This is a genomic window from Streptomyces sp. NPDC029139, from assembly GCF_055564335.1.
Genome location: NZ_JBVHWN010000003.1, coordinates 315,969 through 337,744, shown reverse-complemented (window position 1 = coordinate 337,744; position 21,776 = coordinate 315,969). Strand labels below are relative to the sequence as shown.

The 21,776-nt window shown below is 69.2% G+C and carries 20 protein-coding genes; 1 reads left to right on the top strand and 19 read right to left on the bottom strand.

Features of this window, described 5'->3' with window-relative positions:
• Positions 1–19 precede the first annotated feature (19 nt).
• The 3 genes from ACZ4VW_RS09460 to ACZ4VW_RS09450 all read right to left on the bottom strand — a co-directional run bounded on the left by ACZ4VW_RS09460 (position 20) and on the right by ACZ4VW_RS09450 (position 5,935).
• Complete coding sequence (locus tag ACZ4VW_RS09460; RefSeq protein WP_467960225.1) at positions 20–3,337, bottom strand: hypothetical protein; 3,318 nt, start codon at positions 3,335–3,337, stop codon at positions 20–22.
• The gene (locus ACZ4VW_RS09455; RefSeq protein ID WP_467960223.1) at positions 3,334–4,605 is read right to left on the bottom strand and encodes a restriction endonuclease-related protein; all 1,272 of its coding nucleotides are present in this window, start codon (positions 4,603–4,605) and stop codon (positions 3,334–3,336) included. Before ACZ4VW_RS09455 ends, ACZ4VW_RS09460 begins: the two co-directional genes overlap by 4 nt.
• A gap of 64 nt (positions 4,606–4,669) precedes the next feature.
• A complete protein-coding gene (locus tag ACZ4VW_RS09450) occupies positions 4,670–5,935 on the bottom strand; it encodes a helix-turn-helix transcriptional regulator (RefSeq protein ID WP_467960221.1) in 1,266 nt (421 codons plus the stop codon).
• Positions 5,936–6,148: 213 nt separating this feature from the next.
• Between ACZ4VW_RS09450 and ACZ4VW_RS09445 the strand changes: the two genes are divergently transcribed.
• Entirely contained in the window at positions 6,149–6,985 is an 837-nt protein-coding gene (locus tag ACZ4VW_RS09445) for a transporter (RefSeq protein WP_467960804.1), read from the top strand.
• A 155-nt stretch (positions 6,986–7,140) separates the two neighbouring features.
• Here the strand turns inward: ACZ4VW_RS09445 and ACZ4VW_RS09440 are convergent, their stop codons facing one another.
• From ACZ4VW_RS09440 to ACZ4VW_RS09365, 16 genes are all read right to left on the bottom strand, one after another.
• A complete protein-coding gene (locus tag ACZ4VW_RS09440; RefSeq protein ID WP_467960219.1) occupies positions 7,141–7,557 on the bottom strand; it encodes a PPOX class F420-dependent oxidoreductase in 417 nt (138 codons plus the stop codon).
• A 172-nt stretch (positions 7,558–7,729) separates the two neighbouring features.
• The gene (locus ACZ4VW_RS09435) at positions 7,730–9,028 is read right to left on the bottom strand and encodes a DUF317 domain-containing protein (protein WP_467960218.1); all 1,299 of its coding nucleotides are present in this window, start codon (positions 9,026–9,028) and stop codon (positions 7,730–7,732) included.
• A gap of 13 nt (positions 9,029–9,041) precedes the next feature.
• The gene (locus ACZ4VW_RS09430; RefSeq protein WP_467960216.1) at positions 9,042–10,184 is read right to left on the bottom strand and encodes a DnaB-like helicase N-terminal domain-containing protein; all 1,143 of its coding nucleotides are present in this window, start codon (positions 10,182–10,184) and stop codon (positions 9,042–9,044) included.
• Positions 10,184–11,464: a DNA cytosine methyltransferase gene (locus ACZ4VW_RS09425; RefSeq protein ID WP_467960214.1), complete on the bottom strand. Its 1,281-nt coding sequence runs from the start codon at positions 11,462–11,464 to the stop codon at positions 10,184–10,186. Before ACZ4VW_RS09425 ends, ACZ4VW_RS09430 begins: the two co-directional genes overlap by 1 nt.
• Complete coding sequence (locus ACZ4VW_RS09420; RefSeq protein ID WP_467960212.1) at positions 11,461–12,315, bottom strand: adenine nucleotide alpha hydrolase family protein; 855 nt, start codon at positions 12,313–12,315, stop codon at positions 11,461–11,463. The genes ACZ4VW_RS09425 and ACZ4VW_RS09420 overlap by 4 nt, the downstream gene beginning before the upstream one ends.
• Before the next feature lie 437 nt (positions 12,316–12,752).
• The gene (locus ACZ4VW_RS09415; protein ID WP_467960210.1) at positions 12,753–13,508 is read right to left on the bottom strand and encodes a hypothetical protein; all 756 of its coding nucleotides are present in this window, start codon (positions 13,506–13,508) and stop codon (positions 12,753–12,755) included.
• A gap of 88 nt (positions 13,509–13,596) precedes the next feature.
• Positions 13,597–14,073 carry a hypothetical protein gene (locus ACZ4VW_RS09410; protein WP_467960208.1) on the bottom strand — a complete coding sequence of 159 codons (477 nt, stop codon included), beginning with the start codon at positions 14,071–14,073 and terminating at the stop codon, positions 13,597–13,599.
• A gap of 16 nt (positions 14,074–14,089) precedes the next feature.
• Positions 14,090–14,908: a hypothetical protein gene (locus ACZ4VW_RS09405; protein WP_467960207.1), complete on the bottom strand. Its 819-nt coding sequence runs from the start codon at positions 14,906–14,908 to the stop codon at positions 14,090–14,092.
• Positions 14,905–15,618, bottom strand: coding sequence for a hypothetical protein (locus ACZ4VW_RS09400; RefSeq protein WP_467960205.1), 714 nt, complete (start codon positions 15,616–15,618; stop codon positions 14,905–14,907). The genes ACZ4VW_RS09405 and ACZ4VW_RS09400 overlap by 4 nt, the downstream gene beginning before the upstream one ends.
• Positions 15,615–17,408 (bottom strand): type IV secretory system conjugative DNA transfer family protein, encoded by a 1,794-nt coding sequence (locus tag ACZ4VW_RS09395; RefSeq protein ID WP_467960204.1) that lies wholly within the window; start codon positions 17,406–17,408, stop codon positions 15,615–15,617. The genes ACZ4VW_RS09400 and ACZ4VW_RS09395 overlap by 4 nt, the downstream gene beginning before the upstream one ends.
• Positions 17,409–17,456: 48 nt before the next feature.
• The gene (locus tag ACZ4VW_RS09390) at positions 17,457–18,209 is read right to left on the bottom strand and encodes an SPDY domain-containing protein (protein WP_467960202.1); all 753 of its coding nucleotides are present in this window, start codon (positions 18,207–18,209) and stop codon (positions 17,457–17,459) included.
• On the bottom strand, positions 18,209–18,721 hold the full coding sequence (locus ACZ4VW_RS09385; protein ID WP_467960200.1) for a hypothetical protein: 513 nt from the start codon (positions 18,719–18,721) through the stop codon (positions 18,209–18,211). Before ACZ4VW_RS09385 ends, ACZ4VW_RS09390 begins: the two co-directional genes overlap by 1 nt.
• A 197-nt stretch (positions 18,722–18,918) precedes the next feature.
• On the bottom strand, positions 18,919–19,422 hold the full coding sequence (locus tag ACZ4VW_RS09380; RefSeq protein WP_467960199.1) for a hypothetical protein: 504 nt from the start codon (positions 19,420–19,422) through the stop codon (positions 18,919–18,921).
• Positions 19,423–19,529: 107 nt separating this feature from the next.
• Positions 19,530–20,114, bottom strand: coding sequence for a DUF317 domain-containing protein (locus ACZ4VW_RS09375; protein ID WP_467960197.1), 585 nt, complete (start codon positions 20,112–20,114; stop codon positions 19,530–19,532).
• A 352-nt stretch (positions 20,115–20,466) separates the two neighbouring features.
• Entirely contained in the window at positions 20,467–21,243 is a 777-nt protein-coding gene (locus ACZ4VW_RS09370) for an SPDY domain-containing protein (RefSeq protein ID WP_467960195.1), read from the bottom strand.
• Positions 21,240–21,623 (bottom strand): hypothetical protein, encoded by a 384-nt coding sequence (locus ACZ4VW_RS09365; protein WP_467960194.1) that lies wholly within the window; start codon positions 21,621–21,623, stop codon positions 21,240–21,242. Before ACZ4VW_RS09365 ends, ACZ4VW_RS09370 begins: the two co-directional genes overlap by 4 nt.
• Between the last annotated feature and the right edge of the window lie 153 nt (positions 21,624–21,776).

Genomic DNA, 21,776 nt, shown 5'->3' with positions numbered 1-21,776 from the left:
TTTCGGGAGAAGCGTTGGGCTATGCGGAGAGGGCGAGGTCGACACCGGCGTATGTCAAGAAGGCGTTGACCGCTTCGCCGTACAGTTCAGCCATCTGGCGTCGTTCTTCCGGCAGCCACCGGGAGCTCATTCGTTCGATGATGCTGGCCAGGTCGGAGCTCCAGGTCTCGTCCTGGAAGGAGTAGTCCACGAATTGCAGCTCCATGTTGGTGCCGCCGCGTCGTGCCCGGCCCGCGAGCTGGATGAGGGACACCAGCATTCCGGCGACCATCTGTTCCTGGAGGACGAGATCCATGGTCGACAGCTGTGGCGATGAACGCAGAATGGTGTTCAGGTGTTCGCGTGATGCGGTCCGGGCCGCTTGGAGAGCCTGCACCGGATCCGGAGTGCCGTGCAAGGGGAGTGAGTTGATGCCTGCTGCGTTGACGCTGCCATACATCCAGGTGGGGTCATCGATGATCAGCGGGGGCCTCACGCACAGGTAGATGGAGTGGATGGCTGAGCGGAGATTGACGACGATGTTCAGTCCTCTGGCGATGTTAGCCAGCGGGGCGATGAGGATGTCGCCGAATTGGGGGAAATCCTCCACCTCTTCGACGGTGATGCGGCGCACCAGAGACGGATCGGGGAGGTGGCGGACGTTGCTGAGGCGGTCTTCCTCTCGAACGAGGACACACACGCGGTGGGAAAGCCCTTGTGCCTTAGCGAGGCCGGTGGCGATGTGACCGCACTGCTCGTAGCTGTTGGCCGTAAGGATCACGCGGGCGCGGGTCGAGTCCGACTTGGCCAGCCGTGCGAGTTTCCTGGATAGCTGCGTCACGTACAAGCGTTCGCCGATTTCACGCAAGGCTTCGGGCTTGTCGGAGGGGAACTGGCCGGCAATCTGGATGCGTTCCCCGGCCTTACGGTGGCTGGAGCCGTAGGTGACGGCCGAGGACTCGACCAGGATGGACTCTTCCTGAGCGTCGGTCATCCACCACATCACGGGTGCGTGGACGTGCTCCTTGACCGCCTGGGGGAAGTACGCCGTGGCGGAGAGCCCGAAGACGGGCCGCTCCACGCCGGCCGTGAGCAGCGAGACCAGCCCGCCGAGTTCCGACACGTAGGTGTGCGGGTCGCCGGCCATGTGCTGGGTGGAGAGCTTGGCGTCCTTCTCCGGGTTCTTCATCCCAGTGACCCGGTAGCCGTTGATCGGCCTGCCGATCGTTCCGTGTGGGAGTACGTCGGCGACGCCGCCGGGGCGCATCGCATCGATGATGCGGTTGGCCGTGAGCAGTCCAGAGTGGCGGAGAGACTGGGCGGTGTCGCGCAGAACGGCGAGTGATACGTCCAGTTCGCTCATCAGGGTGCGGATGAGGAGGTGGTCGATGGCCCGGTTGCGTGTGCGGCCGTCGTCGATCATCGGAGCAAGCGCTTCGTGGAGCCGGAGCTTGATGGCATCTCGCTGGTTGATGCCGCGCGGCGACACAACTGCCCCCAGGATGCTGCTGATCCGTTCCCACTCGGGGGCCAGAAGCATGGCGTCAGGATTCGTCTCGTCGTCCTCACCGAGGTCGGGAGCCGGCACGAGAGCATTCAGTCGGTGAACAGCCTCGGCGGGGATTGGCTGTCCATCGCTGACCTGGTACTCGGGGAACAGGAGGCTGATGAGCTCGCGGTCCTTGGAGCGGGGAAGGCGCCACCCCTCGTAGTCGTACTCGTGCCGCAACCTCGACACCCGTGCGTCGTCGTGGTGGTTGAGGCGGAATGCCTTGGTGCAAAGGCCGGTCAGCAACGACTCGGCCATGAGCCGGACGTGGCTGACTGGCTCGATGAGCTGGTCCTCGAAGCGCAGAGGAAGGTGCTTGGCTGCAGTGTCGAGGACCTGCGGTTCCGCGGTCCACGGCCGACGGGAGTGCAGGTCGACCGTGGAGGCGCAGCGGTCGACGGCCACGGCCTGGAAGGCGTCGATCTCGTCGATGATGACGAAATCGCTGGCGCGGAGCACGAACTCGCGGACGGTGACGGACCGGACCGGGCGGCCATCGATCTGAACGCCCACGCGCATGGTGCCCTGGATGAAGTTGTGGTGGTTTGTGACGATTACCGTGGCGTCAGCGGCCTGGTAGGCGGGGGTGAACTTGCCACAGGTCGGGATCCAGGGACATGCGAGCATCTCGCCGCCACCGCGCAGGCTCAGGCAGTTCTCCTTGCCGGGACGGTAGACGCCAGCTGAGTCCAGCCAGTGCTGTTGTGCGCACCCGTAGGCGAGGTGGTCGACGTCACGGAGCCCTCGCTTACCCCATTCACCAGGCGCGTCGGGATCCTCCTTGACCAGGGCCGCATGCTTCAGGGCCCGCTCGTGACGGGAGGACGGCGACATCAGCGGGGCACACGTCGCCAAGTGCTCCGTCTTCTTCGCCCGGTGCAGGATCTCGAGGTCGCGGCTGATGTCCCAGACGGAGGCGAGGGTGGCCTTGACATCGGGAACGAGCAGGGTCACACGATAGTTGTTGAGCGCGGCCCACGAGCCCAGGAGCCGCACCAGCACAGACTTTCCGGTTCCGGTGGGTGCGTGGAAGATATGGGTCCGGCCGGCCAGCAAATCCAGCACGTCGACGGTGCCGGTGTCGCGGGCTTTGACCCGGTCAAGCAGACCTGTCAGCACCTTGTGCAGCCAGGGGCCTGCCTCCGTGCCCTCGTACTGGGTGTCCAGGAGCTGCGCGATGTCCTTGAGCTCCTGGACGGTGATCCGGACCGTGCCGAGGCTGGGCCGGGTGGTCAGGGCGGGAAGCGTGTCGTGGCCGAGGGGCTGGGTGAAAGCGGGAAAGCGGGGGATGGTGACGCGGCCGTGGACAATCTCGTTGCCGTCGGTGCGTTCACTCGTCTCGTACGTCTGGCCCGGCGCTGCGAACTCGTGAGGCTTGCGCCGGCTGCTCGGCCGCCGGAAAGGCGCGAGAACGCTCTTGGCGTAGCCGAGGTAGTCCCCTCCCAGCAGGGGGTAGGCTGCGGCGGCGGTGAGAGGATCACCGGCCAGTTTGAACAGCTGGAGGGTGCTCTCCTCGTCCTCCTCGTCGCCGATGTTCATGGCGCCCAGGAGAATCCGCGCAGCGGAGGCGAAGCGCTTCTCGTCGGCGAGGTCGGGGTGGCTGACCTTCATCACCTCAGCCACGAGCAGCCGTTCCTCACCGCCCAGTTCACTCCACCTCTCCCACGCCTGGGGCTTGCAACTGGCGAAGAACGCCGCGTGGCGGAATGAGGCCAGCGGCTTGCCATCGTCGTCCTGCTGCGGGAAGTAGTGGGCGGCCAGGGCTAGCGCGGCGCGGACGAAGACGTCCCTGACGGTCATCTGGCTCATGCCCACGCCACCCCAGCGCTCCGGCAGACCATCTGGGCGAAGTCGGTCATGGTTGCGGCCTTCATTCCGTACTTGTGGCAGGTCACGGTCAGCAGGGGGATCTGGTCGGCCCGGTGGTCGGGAACGACGAGCCATTCGGCGCCGCCCTTGTCGCCATCGTTGCGGTGCAGGCTCTCGGCCAGGACGCGCCCATGGGTGTAGTCCTTCACATCCACGGTGAAGACGTGAGTGCTCCCATCAGGGCCCTTGACCTCAATGCGATGGTCGTAGGTATCGCTCATCGGCCAGAGCGTGACGGCGTCCTTTACATCTGGCAGTGCAGCGGCCAGCCGCTCCCGCAGAACGGCGTGGAGACGCAGCTCGTGCAGTCCGGGGACGCAGGTGTAGCGCCACACGCCGCGCTTGAGGGCCAGATGCCCCTCAACCGGCCTCGCCTCCGGTACGGCACCGGTAGTTTCCAGCGCGAGCGCTGCCTCGTGCGGTGCTGGGGTGTCAGGGCTGTCGGGGTGCAGCTGCGGTGCATCTCCGGAGGTGGGCCGGAACACGAAGCTGGCACCGGTATCGGCGTGACGGCCGTAAAGACAGGCGACGCGATAGTACTCGCGGCCCGCGCTCATCCGCTTGCTGATCTTCATGGGCCACTTGCACACCGTGCAGCCGAACCACCAGGTGCGGTAGATGGCGTGGTACGGGATTGGCTCGTAGAAGCCGATCGCGTTGAGGGGCAGGCCGCGCTTGTTCAGCTCTGTGGCCGTGCCGGCGGGGCACTCCACCAGCGTCGTGCGGTCCACGACGTACTGGACGTCGCCGCGGCCCTTGAGGATCTCGTACATCTGATCTTGATCGATCTCGTCCTGGAGCTGCTCCTCCGTGAACCGCATCCGCCCGATCCGCCTCAGCCGTTGCAAGATTCGGTGGAGCTGCGCAGTCTCCCACTGCAGATCGAAAGCGCTGCCGGTAACGCAACCCTCAGAGTCCACGACGGGGAAGGCGAGATCGTCGAAGCCGGACCGGTCCAACCACGGTGGAAGAAGTCCCTCGACGGGCCCGTGCAACTTACGTCGGAACTCGCCGAACGACAGCGGCACTCCGGGGCCGTATGCAGCGAGCAGGTCCCCGTGGTAGCGCATGAGCTTCTCGGCTCTGTGTCGCGGGCTCAGATCCGGGGCTGTGATCGCCTGGCAGGCTTTGATGAAGGTGAAGTTGATCAGGCGGAACGCCTCGAAATGAGAGAACGTCAGGCCGTCGTCATCGACTTGTGTCGTCACGAGAGACGACCGTAGAGCACGAGTCTGACAACGGGCCCGAAACGCATCAGGCCGCTCGAAACGATCACTGCGGCGAGGTTGCCGCGCACGGGTACATCTCCGTGTATACGTGCAGGTAGGCGCCAATGTGATGCCGTCCCAGCGCGGTGACGTGCCACCGGTACTCGAGGACATGCGTATCGCCCGGAGCCATCACTGGCCGCAGTTCGATGAAACCTCGACTGGGGTGCGCTTGGCGCCTCGGCCGGTAGCCGACCGCCAAATAGAACAACGACTTGCCCGCCAGGTCGCTCTCGTGGAGGCCCCTCGGGCCGGCTGCGGCAACACGTAGCAAAACGCCCCACAGCCATTCGGACAGAAGATGGGCGGGCGGCGGGGGCTCAACCGGTTCACCTAGCCCGGCCCGGGCCCAGGCCCGGCCGCGACGCGTGATCTCCACCAAGGTCCGCTCCACCTCGCCAATCCCAGGAACCTCCATGCGATCCTTGGCCACTTTGATCAGCCGCAGCCGCTCCAGGGAGTGGAGAGTCGCCCCAGCGCCTTGATCGTGCATGCCTGCGCTTCGCAGGCGCTCCTGCAGACGCGTATAGCCGACCGCTTCGGCGGGCGCGTCGAGAGCAAACGGCAACTTCCGCCACTGCTTGGCCGGCGGAACGCTCGCCCTGTTCTGCCTGCGCATCCACATCTCAGCCTCGGTCATCCGGTCATCCCGCAGGATTTCCCCCAGGTACAAACGCTGCCGATCATTCAGCCCTTCCCAGCCTTCGACTGCCGACTCCGGAGGACCGTGCCGCTCCCGCTCGGGCAGCCGCGGGGGCTCATCCGCGGGCCGTGTGCGCATCCATGCGTCCAGCACCAACCGGACCGGCACCTCGTACACGGCAGCTAGCTGCTGCACGAGCCGGCCCGTGTGCTCAGGCTTCTTCCAGTTCCAGCCAGACACCTGGCGGTTGCGCTCTAGACTGCGGATCTTGTGCGCGTCGACGAACAGGTCACGGCCGACTGGAGTCACGAGAAGACGGCTGGCGACTTCTTCCGCGGTCAGGCCAGCTCCATAGCGGAGATCAATTAGTTCCTCGGCCCCGCTCGGGGTGCCTGTGAGGTCCGAAGTGGTGCAGCCGAGTGCATCCGCGAGTCGACGAACGTTTCGGGCCTCGGGTGTGTATCTGCCCTCCTCCCAGTACACGACCACGCGAGAGGTGACGCCCACGCGATCAGCAAGGATCTGCGTAGTCAATCCAGCCTGTTCGCGCAAAGTGCGGATCTTCGTGTGCTCCACGGACAACAGGTGCCTCGGCATACCGCTAGAGAACTGCAACGAAGTCTTCATGGCAACCAGCGTCGCGCTGCAACATGCGGGCTTGACGTCGCCCTCTCGCCACGCACCGCGAACCGCTGTCGAGCTGCCGCAGCGGGGGTGCGGCATGGGGGCGGTCTTCCGAGGAAATAATCTTCCGTCTCTTCGGCGTTCCCGCTTGGCAATCGCTGAGTGGGGAGGGGCGACCTGAAACTGTTCGACACGACGAACGGCGTGACCGAGGTCATGCCGTGGCTGGCTGAGGCTGAGGCCGATGTGCAGGCGCTCGTCGAGAGCGCGATGGAGCCCATGCTCGGGGTCCGCTTCCTGGCCACCGAGTACAGCACCGGTCCCGTTCACGGCGGGCGCATCGACTCGCTCGGGCTGGATGAGAACGGTTCGCCGGTGATCGTCGAGTATAAGCGGGCGACCGACCCGGGTGTCGTGTCGCAGGGCCTGTTCTACGTGGCGTGGCTGATGGACCACCGGGAGGAGTTCGAGGCCCTGGTGCGCGAGCGGCTCGGGGCGGCGGCAGCCGCCGGGGTTCTGTGGAGCACCCCGCGGCTGATCTGTGTCGCCGGCGGCTTCACGCGCTACGACCTTCACGCGGTGCGCGAGCACCGGCGGTCCATCGACCTCGTGCGCTACACCATGTTGGGCGAGCACCACATCGCGCTGGAGACGGTCGCGTCGGTCGCCGCCCAGACCGGCGGGACGCGCCGAGAGCGCCTCCGCGGAGGGCGGGGAGCGTCACCGCGCCGGCGGACCGACGCCATGGCGGAGCTGGCGGCCGTGGTCGAGGAGACGCTGCTGGGGCTGGGCGAGGGCGTGACGAAGGTCGAGCGCAAGCAGTACGACGCCTACCAGCGGCTGCGGAACTTCGCCTGCGTCACCGGACGGCAGGACAAGCTGCTGGTGTACCTCAAGGTTGCGCCGGCGACGGTCGAGCTCGTGCCGGGCTTCACCCGGGACGTGACGGGGCTGGGCCATCACGGCACTGGTGACCTGGAGGTTCAGCTGCGCTCCGAGAAGGATGTGGAGCGGGCGCTGGAGCTGTTCCGGCTGTCGTACGCCGCGGCGTAGCGGGGCGGGCGGCAGGGCGTGGTTCTCGGTGTCGGCGGTGCCTTTCAACGATGGGGCGGGGAATGGCGGTGGTGTCGTCCATCGTCCGCAGGATCCCCGGTTTCGGAAACCGGGGATCCTCGCCGACATGGCGCCCGCGCCTGGGGCGGGCGACGTCACCAGCCGGAGGGCTTGGTGGGCCCCAGGACGCGGGTGACGGTGATCTCGATGACGACCCGGTTGGGGTTCACGCGCGGGGTTTTGTATCGCTCGGTGTATCGGAGTTCGGCGTCGGCGACGGATTCCGGGTCGTCGTTGATGACGGCGGTGCCTTCGAGGGTGGACCAGCGCCGGCCTTCGGCCTGACTCACGGCGACGCGGGCTTCCGTGCCGGAGGCCAGGGCGGCGCGGATGTTACGGACCTTCTTGTTGCCGCCGTCGGTGATGACGCGGGCGATCCGTGTTTCGGGGTCGTACGTCACGCCGACAGGAGTCGTATGCGGGGTGCCGTCGGGCCGGAGGGTGGTCAGGAAGCAGGTCCTGCGTTCCTGCCAGAACGTGTCCCCGTCGGTGTGCAGGGCGTCGGTGTCCAACGGAGGGTCTCCTCGGTGTGAGCGGCTTCGGCGCTGTGCCTCCGGGCGTCGGAACGGCGCCGGACAGGCCGCTTCGACCGTAACGCGGAGCAGTCCGGCCGCAGTCGCCGGGTTCCTGCCTGGCCGGGGATTGGGAGAGGTCGGGCCCCCGGGTGTCGCCGGGCTTCGAGGGTCACCGGCTTCGCGCGCGCTGTGCAGGAACGCCCGCGGGGAGCCGGAGGGTGGGTACCGGGAGTGGCTTCGGTGCCGACGTGGGCGTGGGCGCGGGCACTAGTTCGGCGGCTGCGCTGGCTAGCTGGGCCAGGAGGTCGTGGGGGACGCCGGCGGAGAGGTGGATGGTCCACGCTGCCCGGTCGAGGTCTTCCCCGCAGTACAGCATCCATCGGTCCGCCGTGGCGTGAGGGGTGGACTCGAAGACGATGGTCCCGGCCGGTGCCGCCCAGGTGGTGCGGCCGGGGTGGCTTGACGGGTTCCAGGCAGCGCTGTGGAGGACATCGTCGGGGTCGCCGGCGGTGACGAGGGGCGGGGCGTCGAGGTGCTGGAGCATCGTGCGGATGAGTGGGACGGGTGTGCCGGCGGTGATGGTGGCGTGCCATAGGCGCTCGCCGACGGGGCCGTCGTACTCGGCGATGGTCCAGGCGACATCGGTGCGGTGCCGGGCCTCGTGATCGAACTCGACACGCACCGTCAGGGAGTCGTGGGAGGCGATGGTCGTCTCGTCGAACGGGCGGTACTTCTCCCACTGGCGTTCCTCGTCGCAGAGAGCGCCGAGGAACGCCTCGTGCTCCCCGGGGCCCGCGACCGGCGGTTCGGGGGTGGTTTGTTCGGTGCAGCCGTCGGCAGGGGGCGGGCGCGGCCCGGAGAGGAGCTGCTGTATGTCCCGTTCGAGGTCCGTGAGCGGGGCGGGGCCGGGGCGGACGGCGACGCTGTAGAGGCGCTGGAAGTCGGCGATGGCGTCTGCTTCGTCGTCGAAGCGGGTGACGACCTGGCGCAGGTGGTTCTCGCCGTGGAGGTGGACGTGCCGCTGGACGCCGGAGGCGTAGGAGCCGACGGCGACGGTGGTGTGGCCGTCGTGAGCGTGGAGGTGGATCGTGAGGCGCCCCTCGGCGATGTCGTCGTGGATCCGCTGGGCCTCGGCGCCGACTTCGCGGACCTCGCCGCGGGTGCACCAGGGCATGGGGTAGTCGCCCCAGGTCCACTCGGTATCGATCTCCTCTTGGAGGGCGGGATCGACCTCGGTGGTGAATCCGTACCGCTGGAGGAGTTCGGCCGCCTTGGCGGTGAAGTAGGGCTCCTCCCGGTCGATGCGGGCCAGGGCCATGGTGGCCGGGCCGGTGCTGCGGAAACCGAGGTCATGCAGATGAGAGCGGGCAGCGTCGGCCGTGGAGCCGGTCGTGGTCGCTACGACGGCGGGGTGGTGGTCCGGGTGCAGCGCGAAGCGGACGTGGGCGTCCGCAGGGGCGTACGGCATTGGGATCCCTCGGTTACGGGGTTCGAGCGGCGGTGGGCCGGGCAGCGGGGCGCCCGAGCGGCTGCGAGACGGAGATGGAACGCGGGCCGGCCCGTGACATGGCCCGTGCCTCTGAGGGAGCAGGCGAGCCGGAGGACGGGCGTGCTGCCTGCTGCCAGCGGCGGCGGACGGAGGCGAGTTCGGCCAGCGTCCTACGCCCGCCCGTGAATAGCTGGTGGACCGTGTTGGCCCGATCGTCCGTGAAGGCGGTGATCCGTTCGGCCGCGTGGCGGGCGCGAGCGAGCAGAGAGCGCTCGACGATCTGGGTGCCCCAGTAATCCGGAGAGCCGGCGGCATCCCCCAGCAGGGCGAGTACCTCCGAGGGCGGCATGCCGGTGTCGAGGATGCCCCGATGCTGCGCCTCCCACATCACCGTCACCGGGTCCAGGGGATCCCCGCGGTGAGCGAGTGCGGCGATGCACTGCCACAGGCCGGCGTGCGCAGGGCGGGCGAAGTCCTCGACAGCGAGCCAGCGCATCTCCCGCACGGTGGCCGGCCGGACCACCGCGCTCGCGAGCAGCATCCGCTCATGGTCGTCGGCCTCGCCGTCAATGGCGGGCGGCTTCGCGGGAGGTACGGGAGTACGAGGCAGGGATCCGGCGCGGGCGGGGAAGTCCCGGGAGAGCGAGTCCAGGCGGCGGGCGAGTGCGTCGGCTGCGGCGATGACGTGCGCGGGGCGGTCGGGCACTGTGACGTCGTCGGCAGCCAGGGCGAGGGTCTCGGCATGGAGCCGGATGGACCGGCGGGCGTGCTCGGAGCGGACCATCGCCGCGTACGCGCCGGCGTGCTCACTGCGGGGGCAGGCGGAGATCAGCAGGTGAAGGTACGCCGCCGTCAGGGCCGGCACCTTCTGGCGGGCTTCCTTCAGGACCGCCCGCAGCCAGGCCAGGCCAGTCTGGGTGCCTTGCTCCTTCGGAGCCGGCACGGTGCGCATCGCGGCGAAGAGGGCTCCGTGGGCCGAGTTGGCGAAGGCGTCCGGCTCGAGTCCGGCTGTCGTGCGGAGGAGTTGGGGAGTGAGGAGGAGGGCGCCCAGCAGGGCCTGCTCGGCGTAGTGGGCGGGGTCGCGTTGGGCCGGTTCGTACGGCGGCTCTTCGTCGGGAGCGGGGGTTTGGGGCATCAGGCTGCCAGGGTGAAGTCGTCGGGGTTGAAGGTGCGGTCGAGGTGCGGGGCGAGGAGGTGGGCGGCGAGCCTCGCAGGAACTGCGTTGCCGATCTGACTGAAGACCTGGCCCTTGTTGCCCTGCCAGGGGTAGTCGGCGGGGAAGGTCTGCAGGATGCCGGCCTCGGCGGCCGTGATCCGGATTGGCGCCGGCGGCTGGGCCGCGTCACCGTCCGCGGTATTCGAGGGTGGCTCTGCGACCCAGGTGCACTCGTTGGCGCGGTGACCGAAGAACAGGGTCCCGGCCGGCTCGTCGATGCCCCGGACCGTGGCGTTGCTCTGGTTGTTGCTGCGCAGCGACCACGACCAGCGGTGAGCCTCGGCGGTGAAGGTGGGCGCCGGTGCGTCGGCGGCTCGGTTGTCCCGTGTGCCGTGCCGGGCGGCCCAGCCGGCCCCTTCCCTGCGGGAGGCCAGGACGACGTCGCCCGCGAGGGGTGTCCAGGTGCCGCGGGCACGGGCGTCGGAGAGCGTCTTGCGCGCCCCGGAGGGGAACGGCTCGGGGCCGCCGCCCGGCCCGCCGCCGGCGCAGATGGTCGGGACGGGGCGGTCGGTCGCACCCCAGCCGAGAGCCTCGGCCATGGACACCCATCGCGCGCGGCCAGGACCGAACAGCGACTCGGGCTCGGCGGCGCGGGCGTGGGTCGGCGCCGGCGGCTCGGCCGTGCGGATGCGGGAGGCGAGGAGGATCGCCCGCTTCCTCGTCTGTGGGACGCCGTAGTCCGCCGAGTTGAGGATCCCGGTCCACACGGAGAAGCCCCAGGATCGCAGGATTGCGGCGTACTGCTTCCACAGGGGCAGGACGTCGGGGACCTCTTCCATTGCCACCCAGTCGGGTTCTCCGGCGGTGTTCAGGGCGTGGAGGTAGCGCATGGGCTCGGCCGCGAGCAGGGAGCGTTCGTCGCGGCAGGCAGCCAGGAGCTTCTCCCGTGTGTCGAGGCCGGCGGCGAGATCGGCGACCGCCTGGTGGACGAGCGGTTGGTCGACCAGTCCGAGGCGCTTGCCCGCCATCGACCACGCCTGGCAGGGCGGGGAGGCGATGAACCCCCGTGTCCGGCCGGCGAAGATCCAGGCCGGATACATCGCGACGTCCGTGCGGACCGTCAGCAGGCCGGCAGCCGCCCGCGTCTTGCAGGCCCATTCGTCCCACTCCAGGCCGACGTCCCGGATACCGAAGCGGCGCAACGGGACGCTCCAGCCGCCCGGACCCGCGAAGAGGTCGAGCACGAGCCGGCTGGTCATGCCGTCAGCCCGAAGTCGTCCTGCACCGCCTCTGCTTCTCCGCGGCAGGACCAGGGAGAGCAGCCGTTGACGACACCCAGCTCCGCCTCGTCGGTTTCGTCGGCGGCGAGAGCGGCGCGTTCGGCGGCGGTCACGTGGTCGATCGGGGCCTCGTCGAGCGGGACGCGGGAGCGGTGCAGGAACGCCTCGCCCAGCAGTTCGTTCCCTGTCGCGTTGGCGCGGGCGTTTCCCTTCCGTATCGCCGCGTCGAACGCCACGGCGTCCGCCCACTCCGCAGGCGAGGTGTCGCGGATGTGCCGCCACTGGGCATTGCCATGGAAGGGGCAGCCGATGCAGCTCGATTTCGGCGTATCGGCCAAACCCAGCGACGTGAGATAACGGACGCAGTCGGAACGGGACCAGCCCATGTCGATCAGCGGGTGGACGTTCCGCATGTACTGGACGTCGGCGTCCTTGGCGCGATGGAATTCGTCGGTGGATATGCCGATCCACTGCTCGACGAACACGCCCTTCGGGACCCGGGTCGGATAGGGGAAGCCAAGGAGATCCCGGATCTTCTTCTTGATCGGCTTGACCTTGTACTCGCCCGTGCACTGGCGCCTGGTCATCCCGGGTCGGCCGTCCCGGTTGAGGATGTAGAGCGGCATTGAAGCGAAACGGTGCGCGGGATTCAGTGCATCATCTCTGATGTTGCCGGAGGAAACCCGGAGGATAGGTATCCCGGCAGGGTTCGCTATCTCCCGTTCGAGGCGATCGAGATGGTCGTAAACGGATTTGGGTTCCCAGCCCGTATCAGCAAATATCGCGTAGTCGACCATCGGAAGAATGCCTTCAGCTGAGAGGGCGAGCACCGTGCTGGACTGGACGCCGGCGCCCAGGGAGAGGGCGCGGAACTGGGGGGAAGAGTGCGTGGAAATCGGGACTTCCTTGAACGGGATCGGCGAGGCAAGTCGCTGGGCTGGCCTCGGTCGTGGGGAACTCGGAGAGGCCGGCGTGAGTAGCCCGGGAGCCGCTGCGAGAGGCGCTGCCGCAGGCGTGGGTTGCCCTCTGAGTCAGAGGCGCGTGGCGCGGGAGACCTAACGGGCCGGGGACAGTTGCCCGTACGGCGGGGGCCGGAAGGGCGAGCGTGGCTGCAAGGGTTCGGTGAACGCTCTGCCGTGGGGGTGCAGCGGTCCAGAACCAGTGCAGCGGGGAGAGCGCACGGGTGGTGAGGCCGCGTGCTACGAGAGGTACGAGCCGGGCGAGGATTCGACGCATCCCGCATCGCGCTCCTGCAGGGGATCCGGGGTCATCGTCGTGCTCTCTGCACGGAAGCAACCGTTCTGGCCGGCGCCGCACTGGATGCCGAATGCGCGCCGACCGTTCGGTGCTCCGGTCGGCCGAGGGTGGCTGCCAGCACGAGCCTGCCCATCGGGGTGGGAAGGACGCGCACCTCGTCGGCCCACGAGGCACAAGGTCCGGAGGCCACCAGGCCCTGCTGGTCGAGAGCCATGATCACGCTCGCGCGGGCGGCGTTCTTGTCCATGCCCACCCACAACTGGCCCGCCTCGTCGACCGAGACGGCGCCACTGGTGACGAGCCGGAGGACCTGGAGCTGCTCGCCTGTCAGCGGGTGACTGGCCTCGGGAACGGAGTAGGAACTGCGGTAGCGCTCCATCTCGGTGGCGACGCGCTCGGCGCAGGCAATGAGGTCGACGGAAGCAGTCCCGAGCAGATCCCGAGCCGCGTGGACGTTGGTCAGCCTCGAGTCCAGAGAGGTGAACGTGGTGGGGTCGGAGTTTTCGACGGCGCGACCCAGGGACTCGGCCGCCGCCTTCGTCACCACCTGGAGCTGGGCGATCCTGGACCCGACCGTGTGGTCGGTGTGGTTGAGGAGGGACATCGGCAGTTCCAGGTGGGCCGCACGAACGGCCGCGGTCTCCTCGGAGAGTGAGGTGATCGTTGTGATCAGCCGGGTGATTCGATCGGTCGCCTCCGGCGTGCTGAGGGAGCGGTCGTCGAGCACGTCGAAGCACTGGGCGTACTTCGTCGCGAGGGTCAGCATCTGCAGGCACACTCCGAAATGGGGTGCGGTGGGGAGGTGTTGGGAGATCGGGGGTCCTGCCTTCGGGATAGGAGTTCGGAGCTGCGGCTCAGCGGGTGAGGGTCCCGGAAGGACGCTGAGGGAGAGCGAGCGGCACAGGGCTACCCGAGCGCCGGGCGGCGAGGGCGGCAGCGGCTTCACGGGCGTCGGTCACCGCGGCGGTGTAGTGGGGCAGGACGCGGTCGTTGATCCGCCACAGGGCGCGGGCCGGGTCGAGCGGGGCGCCGACGGTCGGCGGCGCGGGGAGGCGGTCGGTGACGTCCTCGTGCAGGCCGAGGGGAACGACGGGACAGATGAGGACGCGCCTCTGGCGGTGCTCGGTGAGGTAGAGCTCCAACCCGTCGGCTCGCAGGAGGGTCGCGGCGTGCTCTCGTTCGGCGAGTGACGGCCGGTCGTCGAAGGGAGACCAGATCCGGCACAGGTCGACGGACTGGTCGGCCGGACGGGGGTACCAGCGGCGAATCGTCTTCCACGTGCCGGGGAGCCCGTGGGCGATCTGGAGTGCGAACAGGTGGAAGGGGTGCACAAGATGTTCCTTGAAATCAGTGGAGACGGGTCCGGGCGGGCTGGGTGGCGAGCGCACGCGGACGTGTCACGACGGGGGCGTGGCCGAGCCGCGACGCGAGCGCGAGGCAGCCGGCCTCGGTGAGGTGAAGGCGGACCGACCGGGACCCCGGCACGGGATGGTGTGCCTCGCGGAAGATCCAGTCGCGCGACTCCAGCGACCGGACAGTGCCCATCGAGAGACGGTCGAGCCGGTTCCATGCCCATTCCTCGTCCCCCAGACTGTCGACGGTGACGTGTCCGGACGCGGTGGCGTGCAGTGCGGCGTACTGGGCGGGCGACATCGATTGCACCCGGCTGTTGACCTTCTGGGCGCGCAGGGCGCTGGCGAAGTCCGTGGCAGCGTGCAGGGCATCGCGTGCCCCGAACGCGGTCAGCATGTCCGCTTCCCTGAGGTGTCGTCCGGCCTCGACCAGCGTGTCGAGGACCGGGCCGGGCGGTCGCTGCGCACGCTCCTGGGCCGTCAGCTCGTCGAGGTACACGTGGACCCATGTCAGGTGTTCGTCGGCCAGTTGGGCCTGGGTGGCCAGGAGCTGGAGCCGAAGGAACGTGTCCCGGACGGTGGGGCTCACGTAGAGCGGGACCTTGGCGAGCTTGTCCGTTACGGCCTTCACGGCCTCGGAGAGGTCGGCCGCCGCCTCTGCGTGCGCCAGCGCATCCCCTGCGCTGAACGGCTCGTAAACCTGGAGCGTGTGGAGTCGGTCCCGAAACCGCGTGGTCTTTTCGGCCAGCGCAAGGATGTGGGCGGGAAGGACTTCAGCCGGAAGCGCGACCTCGGCCTCGGACTCGATCGTCATCGTCGTCGTCCTTCCGGACCGGCGGCGAGACCTCCGCGGGCAGGGACGACGTGGGCGCCCGGTCCCGAGCGGTTGCTACTGAGCGGGGTCAGTGGGGTCTGGCACCGGGTGGAGGCACTGAGGGAGGTAGCGGCGGGCCGGAAGCGTGAGGGAGAGGGCATCAGCTTGGTCGCGGCTTCGCGGAGTTCGGTGGCCGCCACGTCGAGGATGTCGTCGGCTGCCTCGCAGCAGCCGGACACCGTCTCGTTGACGACCTGGCGTGGGCGTTCCAGGCCCGCCGGGTTGTCGCGGTGCGCGGGGTGGGTGGTGAAGTTGAAGTGCGCGATCTCAGCGTGCATGCGACCGAGTTCGGTCAGGGCCTCGCCCAGCGGAGCGAGGGTGTTGCTGTACGCCTCCAGGGCCTTCGTCGTGTCTTGGGACAGGCCGTTGGACAAGCAGTCCTTGATCTGGGTGGTCACGGCCGTGGTGATGCCGGCCAGAGCGTCGACGTGTGCGGAGACGCTGCCTATGTCGGGAATGCTGGGCGCCGGCGGCAGTGTCCGTAGCTGGAACCGGAGGCGGTCGAGCTGGTCGGCCATGTCGTAGAGAGCGAGTGCCTGCTTGAAGCTGGTCAGGGTGATCTCCTTGGGTGATCGCCTCGGCGTCGTACGGCGATGGCGGAATCGCGCAGGGCGGCGCCCTTGAGCGGCGGTGCTGACGCGGGAAGTCACGTGGCGGGGCCGTAGTCGGCCTGCTGCGCACTGGCTTTGGCGAGGGCCCGGGCGGTGATGGCCTTCGAGGCGCGGGCGGAGGCGGCGCCCAGTTCGTCGGCGCCGGGCTCGGTGTACCAGGGACGGAGGTCGAGCATCGCGACGCGCATGCCGGTGGCCAGGCACAGGGCGGAGCCCTTGGGTAGGGCGCGGATCGCGTCGGCCGGCAGGATCCGTTCCTGTCGCATGCTGATCGACGTCGACTTGCCGGACTCGGAGACCGACGTGCTGGTGGTCTCGACGTCGTGGTCGCCGATCATCCGCGAGAGCTTGTCGGCGAAGTCGGGATCGTCGATGCCGGAGCCGATCACCTTCACGGTGGCCGCCGACCACATCGCGTCCATGCCGGCGTCGCCCCAGACCTTCTGGCCCTGGCGGTAGGACTGCAGGATGGTGATCGGGATGATCCCGCGAGACCCGAGGTGCGAGTACAGGTCGGGCAGGTCGCTGATCTTGCACACGTTGGCGGCCTCGTCCAGGATCGCGAGCATCGGGGGGTCCAGCCGGCCCCCGGCACGCTCGGCCTGGGTGGTCGCCGCCCGCATCACGGAGTCCGCGCAGGCGGCGATCAGCGCGGAGGCGCCGCCGCCGCCGTCCTTCGACAGAAGGAACAGCGAGTCGCTGGAGGTCACGAACTGGGATGGGCGGAACTCGGGGACGTCCTTCTGGGGGGTGACCCAGGCGGCGATCTCCGAGTTGAGCAGGGCGGAGGCGTACTGGCGGGCGGTCTCGTAGATGCCGTCCCTCGTCTCGGGCGGCCCTTCGACGGTGCCCTTCAACTGGGAGGCCACGGAGGCGAATCCGTGGTCGCGCAGGATGTCGAGCGGGCGCCGGTCGGAGGGGAAGGCGAGCCACCGCATGACGTCGGTGATCGGCCGGTCGTCGAGCGCTGCTGCCAGGAACAGCTGGCTGAGGATGTTGCTGCCGGCCTTTGACCAGAAGTCGCCCTGCTGGTTCGCGTCGACGGAGGCGGCGAGGAAGTGCCCGGCCAGCCTCCCCGCGCCGTCGAGGGTCTTCGCGTCGGCGAGCGGGTTCCACCACATCTCGCGGGCGGCGTGCGCGATCTGCTGTGGGTCCATCGACCACACCCGGCCGACCCGGCTGCGAGCGTCGTAGCACGCGGTGTACGCGTCGCCCGCGGCCTTGTTCGACGTCAGCAGCACCGGCCCGGGTGCGGCGAGGATGGAGGGGATCGCGAGCGAGGTGGTCTTGCCGGAACGCGGCGCCATGATGGCGACGGCGACGTCCTCGAAACCCATGCGCACCTCGTGCTTCGTGCCCTGGAGGTTGCCGAGCAGGATGCCGGTGTCTTGGGGATCGATGTGCTTGGCGTTTTTCAGGCTCGGGCGCAGCGAGCGGGCCTTGGCCTCGATCGCCTTGGCGAGCAGCGGCTCGATGTCGCGGGCGCTCGCCATGCCCTCGACCTTCTTCTTCCGGCTGCCGGCCCGGTCTTTGTACCGGAGCCACAGGGCTCCGGCGCCGGCCGCGATCAAGAGCGTCAGCAGGACGGGCACGATTCGGGTGGCGACCAGCAGGGTCGTTTCGGTGCCCTGGGGCCAGAGTCGTTCGGGGTGGAGGAGAGCGTCGGCCGGGCGGTAGGGCGCCCACGGGCCGCTCCCGGTCGCCCAGGCGGTGAGGTTCCCGGACAGCCAGGCGAAGGAGGCGAGGGGGATCCCGATCGCGAGGGCAGCGCCGCCGATCTTCAGGGCTATGTCGTAACCGTCGGAGCTGGAGGAAGGGGGATTGGGCAAGGGCGGTGGTTCCTAGGGCGGCGCCGGCATCGGCCGGTGGTGAGACGGTCAGCGGGTACGGCGGGGTGCCGTTCTGGGCGGCTGCGACGCGGGCGGGGGAGTACCCGTACGGCGGGCGGCGAGGCGTTCGACGCGGTCGGAGAGGGCAAAGGCGACGCTCTCGGCTGGGACCTGCTCCCAGCGGAGGTCGATCCCTTGCCGGCGGAGACCGAGGGGCTGCTCGTGGGTGCGCCGCAGCGGTTCGCGAGCGGACAGCGCCTGCGTGAAGGCCGCCACGATGCTGGCGGGGGTGCGGCCGTCGAAGCGCGCCTGCCAGAGCACGGAGTCCTCGTCGACGGAGGCCGTGATGAACCGACTGCTGGAGCCAGAGAAGGTGATCCGCTCGCCCTTCACGATGCCGTCCGGGGAGCGGAACTCGCCGGACGGCGCCGTGTCCCACCCCTGCCGGCGCAGCGGCCGGAGCGGGTCGACGAGGGCACGCTCGTTGTGGGCGGGGTCGGTGAGCATGTCGGTGACCGCGGCGATCAACTCGACCGGCGTCCGGCCGCCGAAGGACGCGTACCAACTGTTCGAAGGGCTCCCGCCGTTGTGGCTGATGCGCCACCACTGGTCGCCGGGGGCCGGTTCCAGCCGCAGAAGCGTCTTCTGGTCCGGGCTGGAGAGGATGACCCGGGGTAGCAGCGGCTCGTGCCCGTGACTCCAGCCGGCGGCTTCGTGCAGGGGGACGGTGACCCATACGGGGTCCCCGGGGCCGGCGAGGTAGCGGGGCGAGATGAACGCCTGGTCGACCATGTCGCTCATCAACGCCTCACCGCCGGACGGCTAGCGGTGACGGTGGCCATGAGGGAGGGGCCCGGGACTTTCGTCGGGGCTGAAGCCGGGGTTTTGAAGGCGGCGAAATGAACGTCGAGGAGGGCACGCCCCTGGGTGGCCCAGGTGCCGAGTTCGCTCCACGCCTCGGCGTTCCGTTCGGCGAGGGCGTCGATGAACTGCTCGCGTGTCGGGGGCGAGGACCGTCCCGCCTCACGGGTCTTCGCCCATTCGTCGCGGAGAGCGTCCAGGCGGTCGAGGGCCTTGGTGAGCTCGGACAGCTGCCACGGCCAGCGGGAGTCGAGGTCGCTGGCGGCCATGTGCCGTACCTGGAATGTGGCTGTGGCGAGCAGATCGCGTGCGGATCGGCGGACGGGCTCGAAGGCCCGCCAGGTCTGGACGTCCCGCTGGACCTTGCGCCAGCCGTACGACTCCTCGTCGTACGGGTAGCCGTCGGCGTCGGTGTGCTTCTCGGAGTAGGCGTCCCAGGAAGCGAGGATCATCTCGCTCTGCAGCAGGAACGTCGCCAGGCCCTGGAGAGCGACGGCGTGCTGGTCGGCGCGATGGGGGAACGGTGAGGTCAGGGTGGCTCCTTCGGTTCGGGGCGGTGGTCACCGGGGACGGCGGGGGGAGGGACCCGGCCGGCTGCTGAGGCGGCGGCAGCAGCGGCTCGGGGGAAGCGAGACCAGCGAAGACCGCTTCAGCGACGCGCTGCTTGGGCGATGGCTGTGGATCGGACCGCCGCCGGGGAGGGGGAGGGGCGGCGAATGCCGGGGCGGCCGGCCCGCAGGGCGGTGGCGTGGATCTCCAGGATGGCGCGGCCGTGGGTGATCCAGTCGTTCAGGCCCTCCCATGCCCGCTTGTCCCGGGCTGCCCTTGCACGGTCGACGAGCTCGTCGCTCGTGCGCGGGTACGTGTCCTGCCAGTCCGTGAAAGCCGTCTGAGCGGCGCTGATTCGTTCCAAGGCGCCACGTAGCTGGTCCAGTTGCCATACCCAGCGGGTCTGAACGGACTTGCCGGCGAGTTGGTCGACTACGGTTTCGGCTGTATCGAGGAGATGAGCGGCTTCGTCGCGCAGCGGGGTGAACAGGCGCCAGAGCGCCGCGTCGCGGACTGCCATGCGTCTGTCGTAGGTGTCCTGGTCGTACGGCCAGCCGTCGAGATCGGTGTGCTCGTCGGAGTACCGCTCCCAGGCGGCGGTCACGTCGTCCGCCCGGAGCAGGAAGGCTGACAGGCGGGCTAGCGGGGCCCGAAGGGCCGAGGCGGATGCATCGGGCGAAGGGGGTTGGGGCACGGAGTTCTTTCGAAAATTCAGCGGTGGGATACGGACGTGGGTGCCGCGCTCGATAGGGGCCTGGGCAGGGAAGTCGAGAGGCGCGTGCGACGTTCGGCCTGGGCCCGGCGGCTGACGGCCTCAAGCCGGGCGAAGTGCGCTTCGACCACCTGCTCGGGGGACATGCCGCTCAGCTCCTGCCGGGCACCGTGGCTCTCGGTGTCGTGCATGCCTCGTACGACGGGCGCCGTGGCGACGAGCTGCTCGACGAGGCCGTTCAGGAGACGGTCCGGGACGGCGCCGCTGATCCAGATGTGCCACAGACGCGCGCCGCCGTACGGAGGATGGGCTTCGACGCGCCAAGCCGATTGCTTGGGACCGGCCTTGCCGACGGGGATGAGTTCGACCCGCAGCGGATGGGAGCCCGGGGAGACGGCCTGGCGCGTTCCATCGGGTCGTCGCTCGACGGTCCATCCCGCCTGCGCCATCAGCCGCCAAGGCCCGGTGTCGGTGCGGCCCGGTGTGCCGATGAGGCGGTCGGTGAAACCCGCGATGATCTCGGCGGGCACCATCCGGTCGAAGGAGGCGTACCACGACCAGTCGCGGGCTGGATCCGCCAGCACGGGCTCGCGAACGGGTCGAGCACGAGCTGGTGGCGGGCCTGGTCGGGGACGGCGAGCACGGTGCGGGGGTCGCCGGGGGCGGAGGTGATGCTCCAGCCGGCGGCGAGCAGGGCATGGGTGACATGTCGGGGGTCGCCGGGACCGGCGAGGTGACGGGGTGCGGTGTGGAAGGGGATCTTCGAGCGATGGTCGTAGGCGTACGACGCCCGCTGGGCGGGGGTTACGGCCATGCGTCCGGTTCGGCAGGGGCAGGGACGCCACCAGGTCCGGCAGCGCGTTTGCGGACCGTCTGGTTGATCGTTCGGCATGTGGTGGGGCTGGTCATAAGGGACTCCGGTCGGAGGTGGCGCGGTTATCGGCTGCGCGCGAATCGGGCAGGAGCGGGGGTTTGGGCCCGGGCGGCGACCCAGTTCCGTCCCCACGTGGCGGCGCGGGCCGCGGTGATGCGGGCCTGCTGCCAGGCGCGGAGCTGGTCGGGGAGCACGGAGACGGAGGTGGTGCGGATGCGGTTGCTCGGCGGGACATGGCTGCGCGGGCGCATCACCGGATCTGGATCGGCCAGGGCCTCGGTCAGTGCCTGCAGGAGGTACAGGGGAGTGGTCGAGGTCGCCTGAAGGTTCCAGACGGGCCCGTGCTCGTTGCGGGCGCCGATCCACCAGTGCTGCGGCCCGGTGGCGACGTATTGGACGAAGGCGTCCCGGTTGGGGCTGACGGCGGTGTGCTCCTGGCCGGTGTCGGTGGACCACCCGCGCTCGGAGAGCGGCGCCCACACGTTCGGGGCGTGTGCGGAACGGCCCTTGGTCAGCGCGTCGGTAAGGCCGGCGACGATTTCCACCGGGGCTTGCGCGGTGAGCGCGACCTGCCAGGCCGGCTGTTGGCCATGGGCGGCGCCGTGAATCTGCCAGCCGCCCGGCGGCTGGTAGGCGACGCGGACCGTCTTGTCCGGGGAGTCGAAGACGAGGGCGACGGAGGACCTGGGGGTGTTGTCCCTCCAGCCGGAGGCGCGCAGGTATTCGGTGACGTGCCGCAGGTCGCCGCCGCCGGCGAGGTAGCGGGGTTCGATCAAGTAGTGCTGTTGGGCGGTCTGCCGGCCACTCCAGCCGGGCCACTGCTGTTGTCGCTTGCTCACCGGTGACGCCCTCTGGCGACGAACGCGGTGGCCTTCTGCGGCGTGGTGGCCGGGGACGGTGGCTGCTTGCCGATCTGCTCGAAGACCTCCTGGTGCTGATCGAGGTCGATGGTGAGGTTGGCCAGGGTATTGGCGGCGCGTCCGAACGCCAGCCATGCCTCCGCCGGGAACGCTCCATCTGCGGCGTGGTTCCGGGAGGCCCGGCTGCCGGAACTGACGAGATCGTGCAGCTTGCTGAGGATGCCGCGTTCCATGGCGACGACCCGCGCCAGGATCTGTGCGGCTTGCTGTGCGTCTGCCCGCCGCAGGCGTTCGGTGAGCTGGTCGAGCTGCTGGGTGACGGCATGGAAGAGGGCGTCGTCGGTGACAGGCGGGTTCATGAGCGATCCAGAGCGTTGGTCCGAAGCCCGTGACAGTGGTCAGCGGATGCGACGGTGGACGGGAGTAGGTGGCCTGGCGACCGCGACCGGTCCTGCGGGGGAAGGGCCGGGTCCGCCGGCCTTGATGACCGCTGTGCGCAGGTAGCGGCGCAG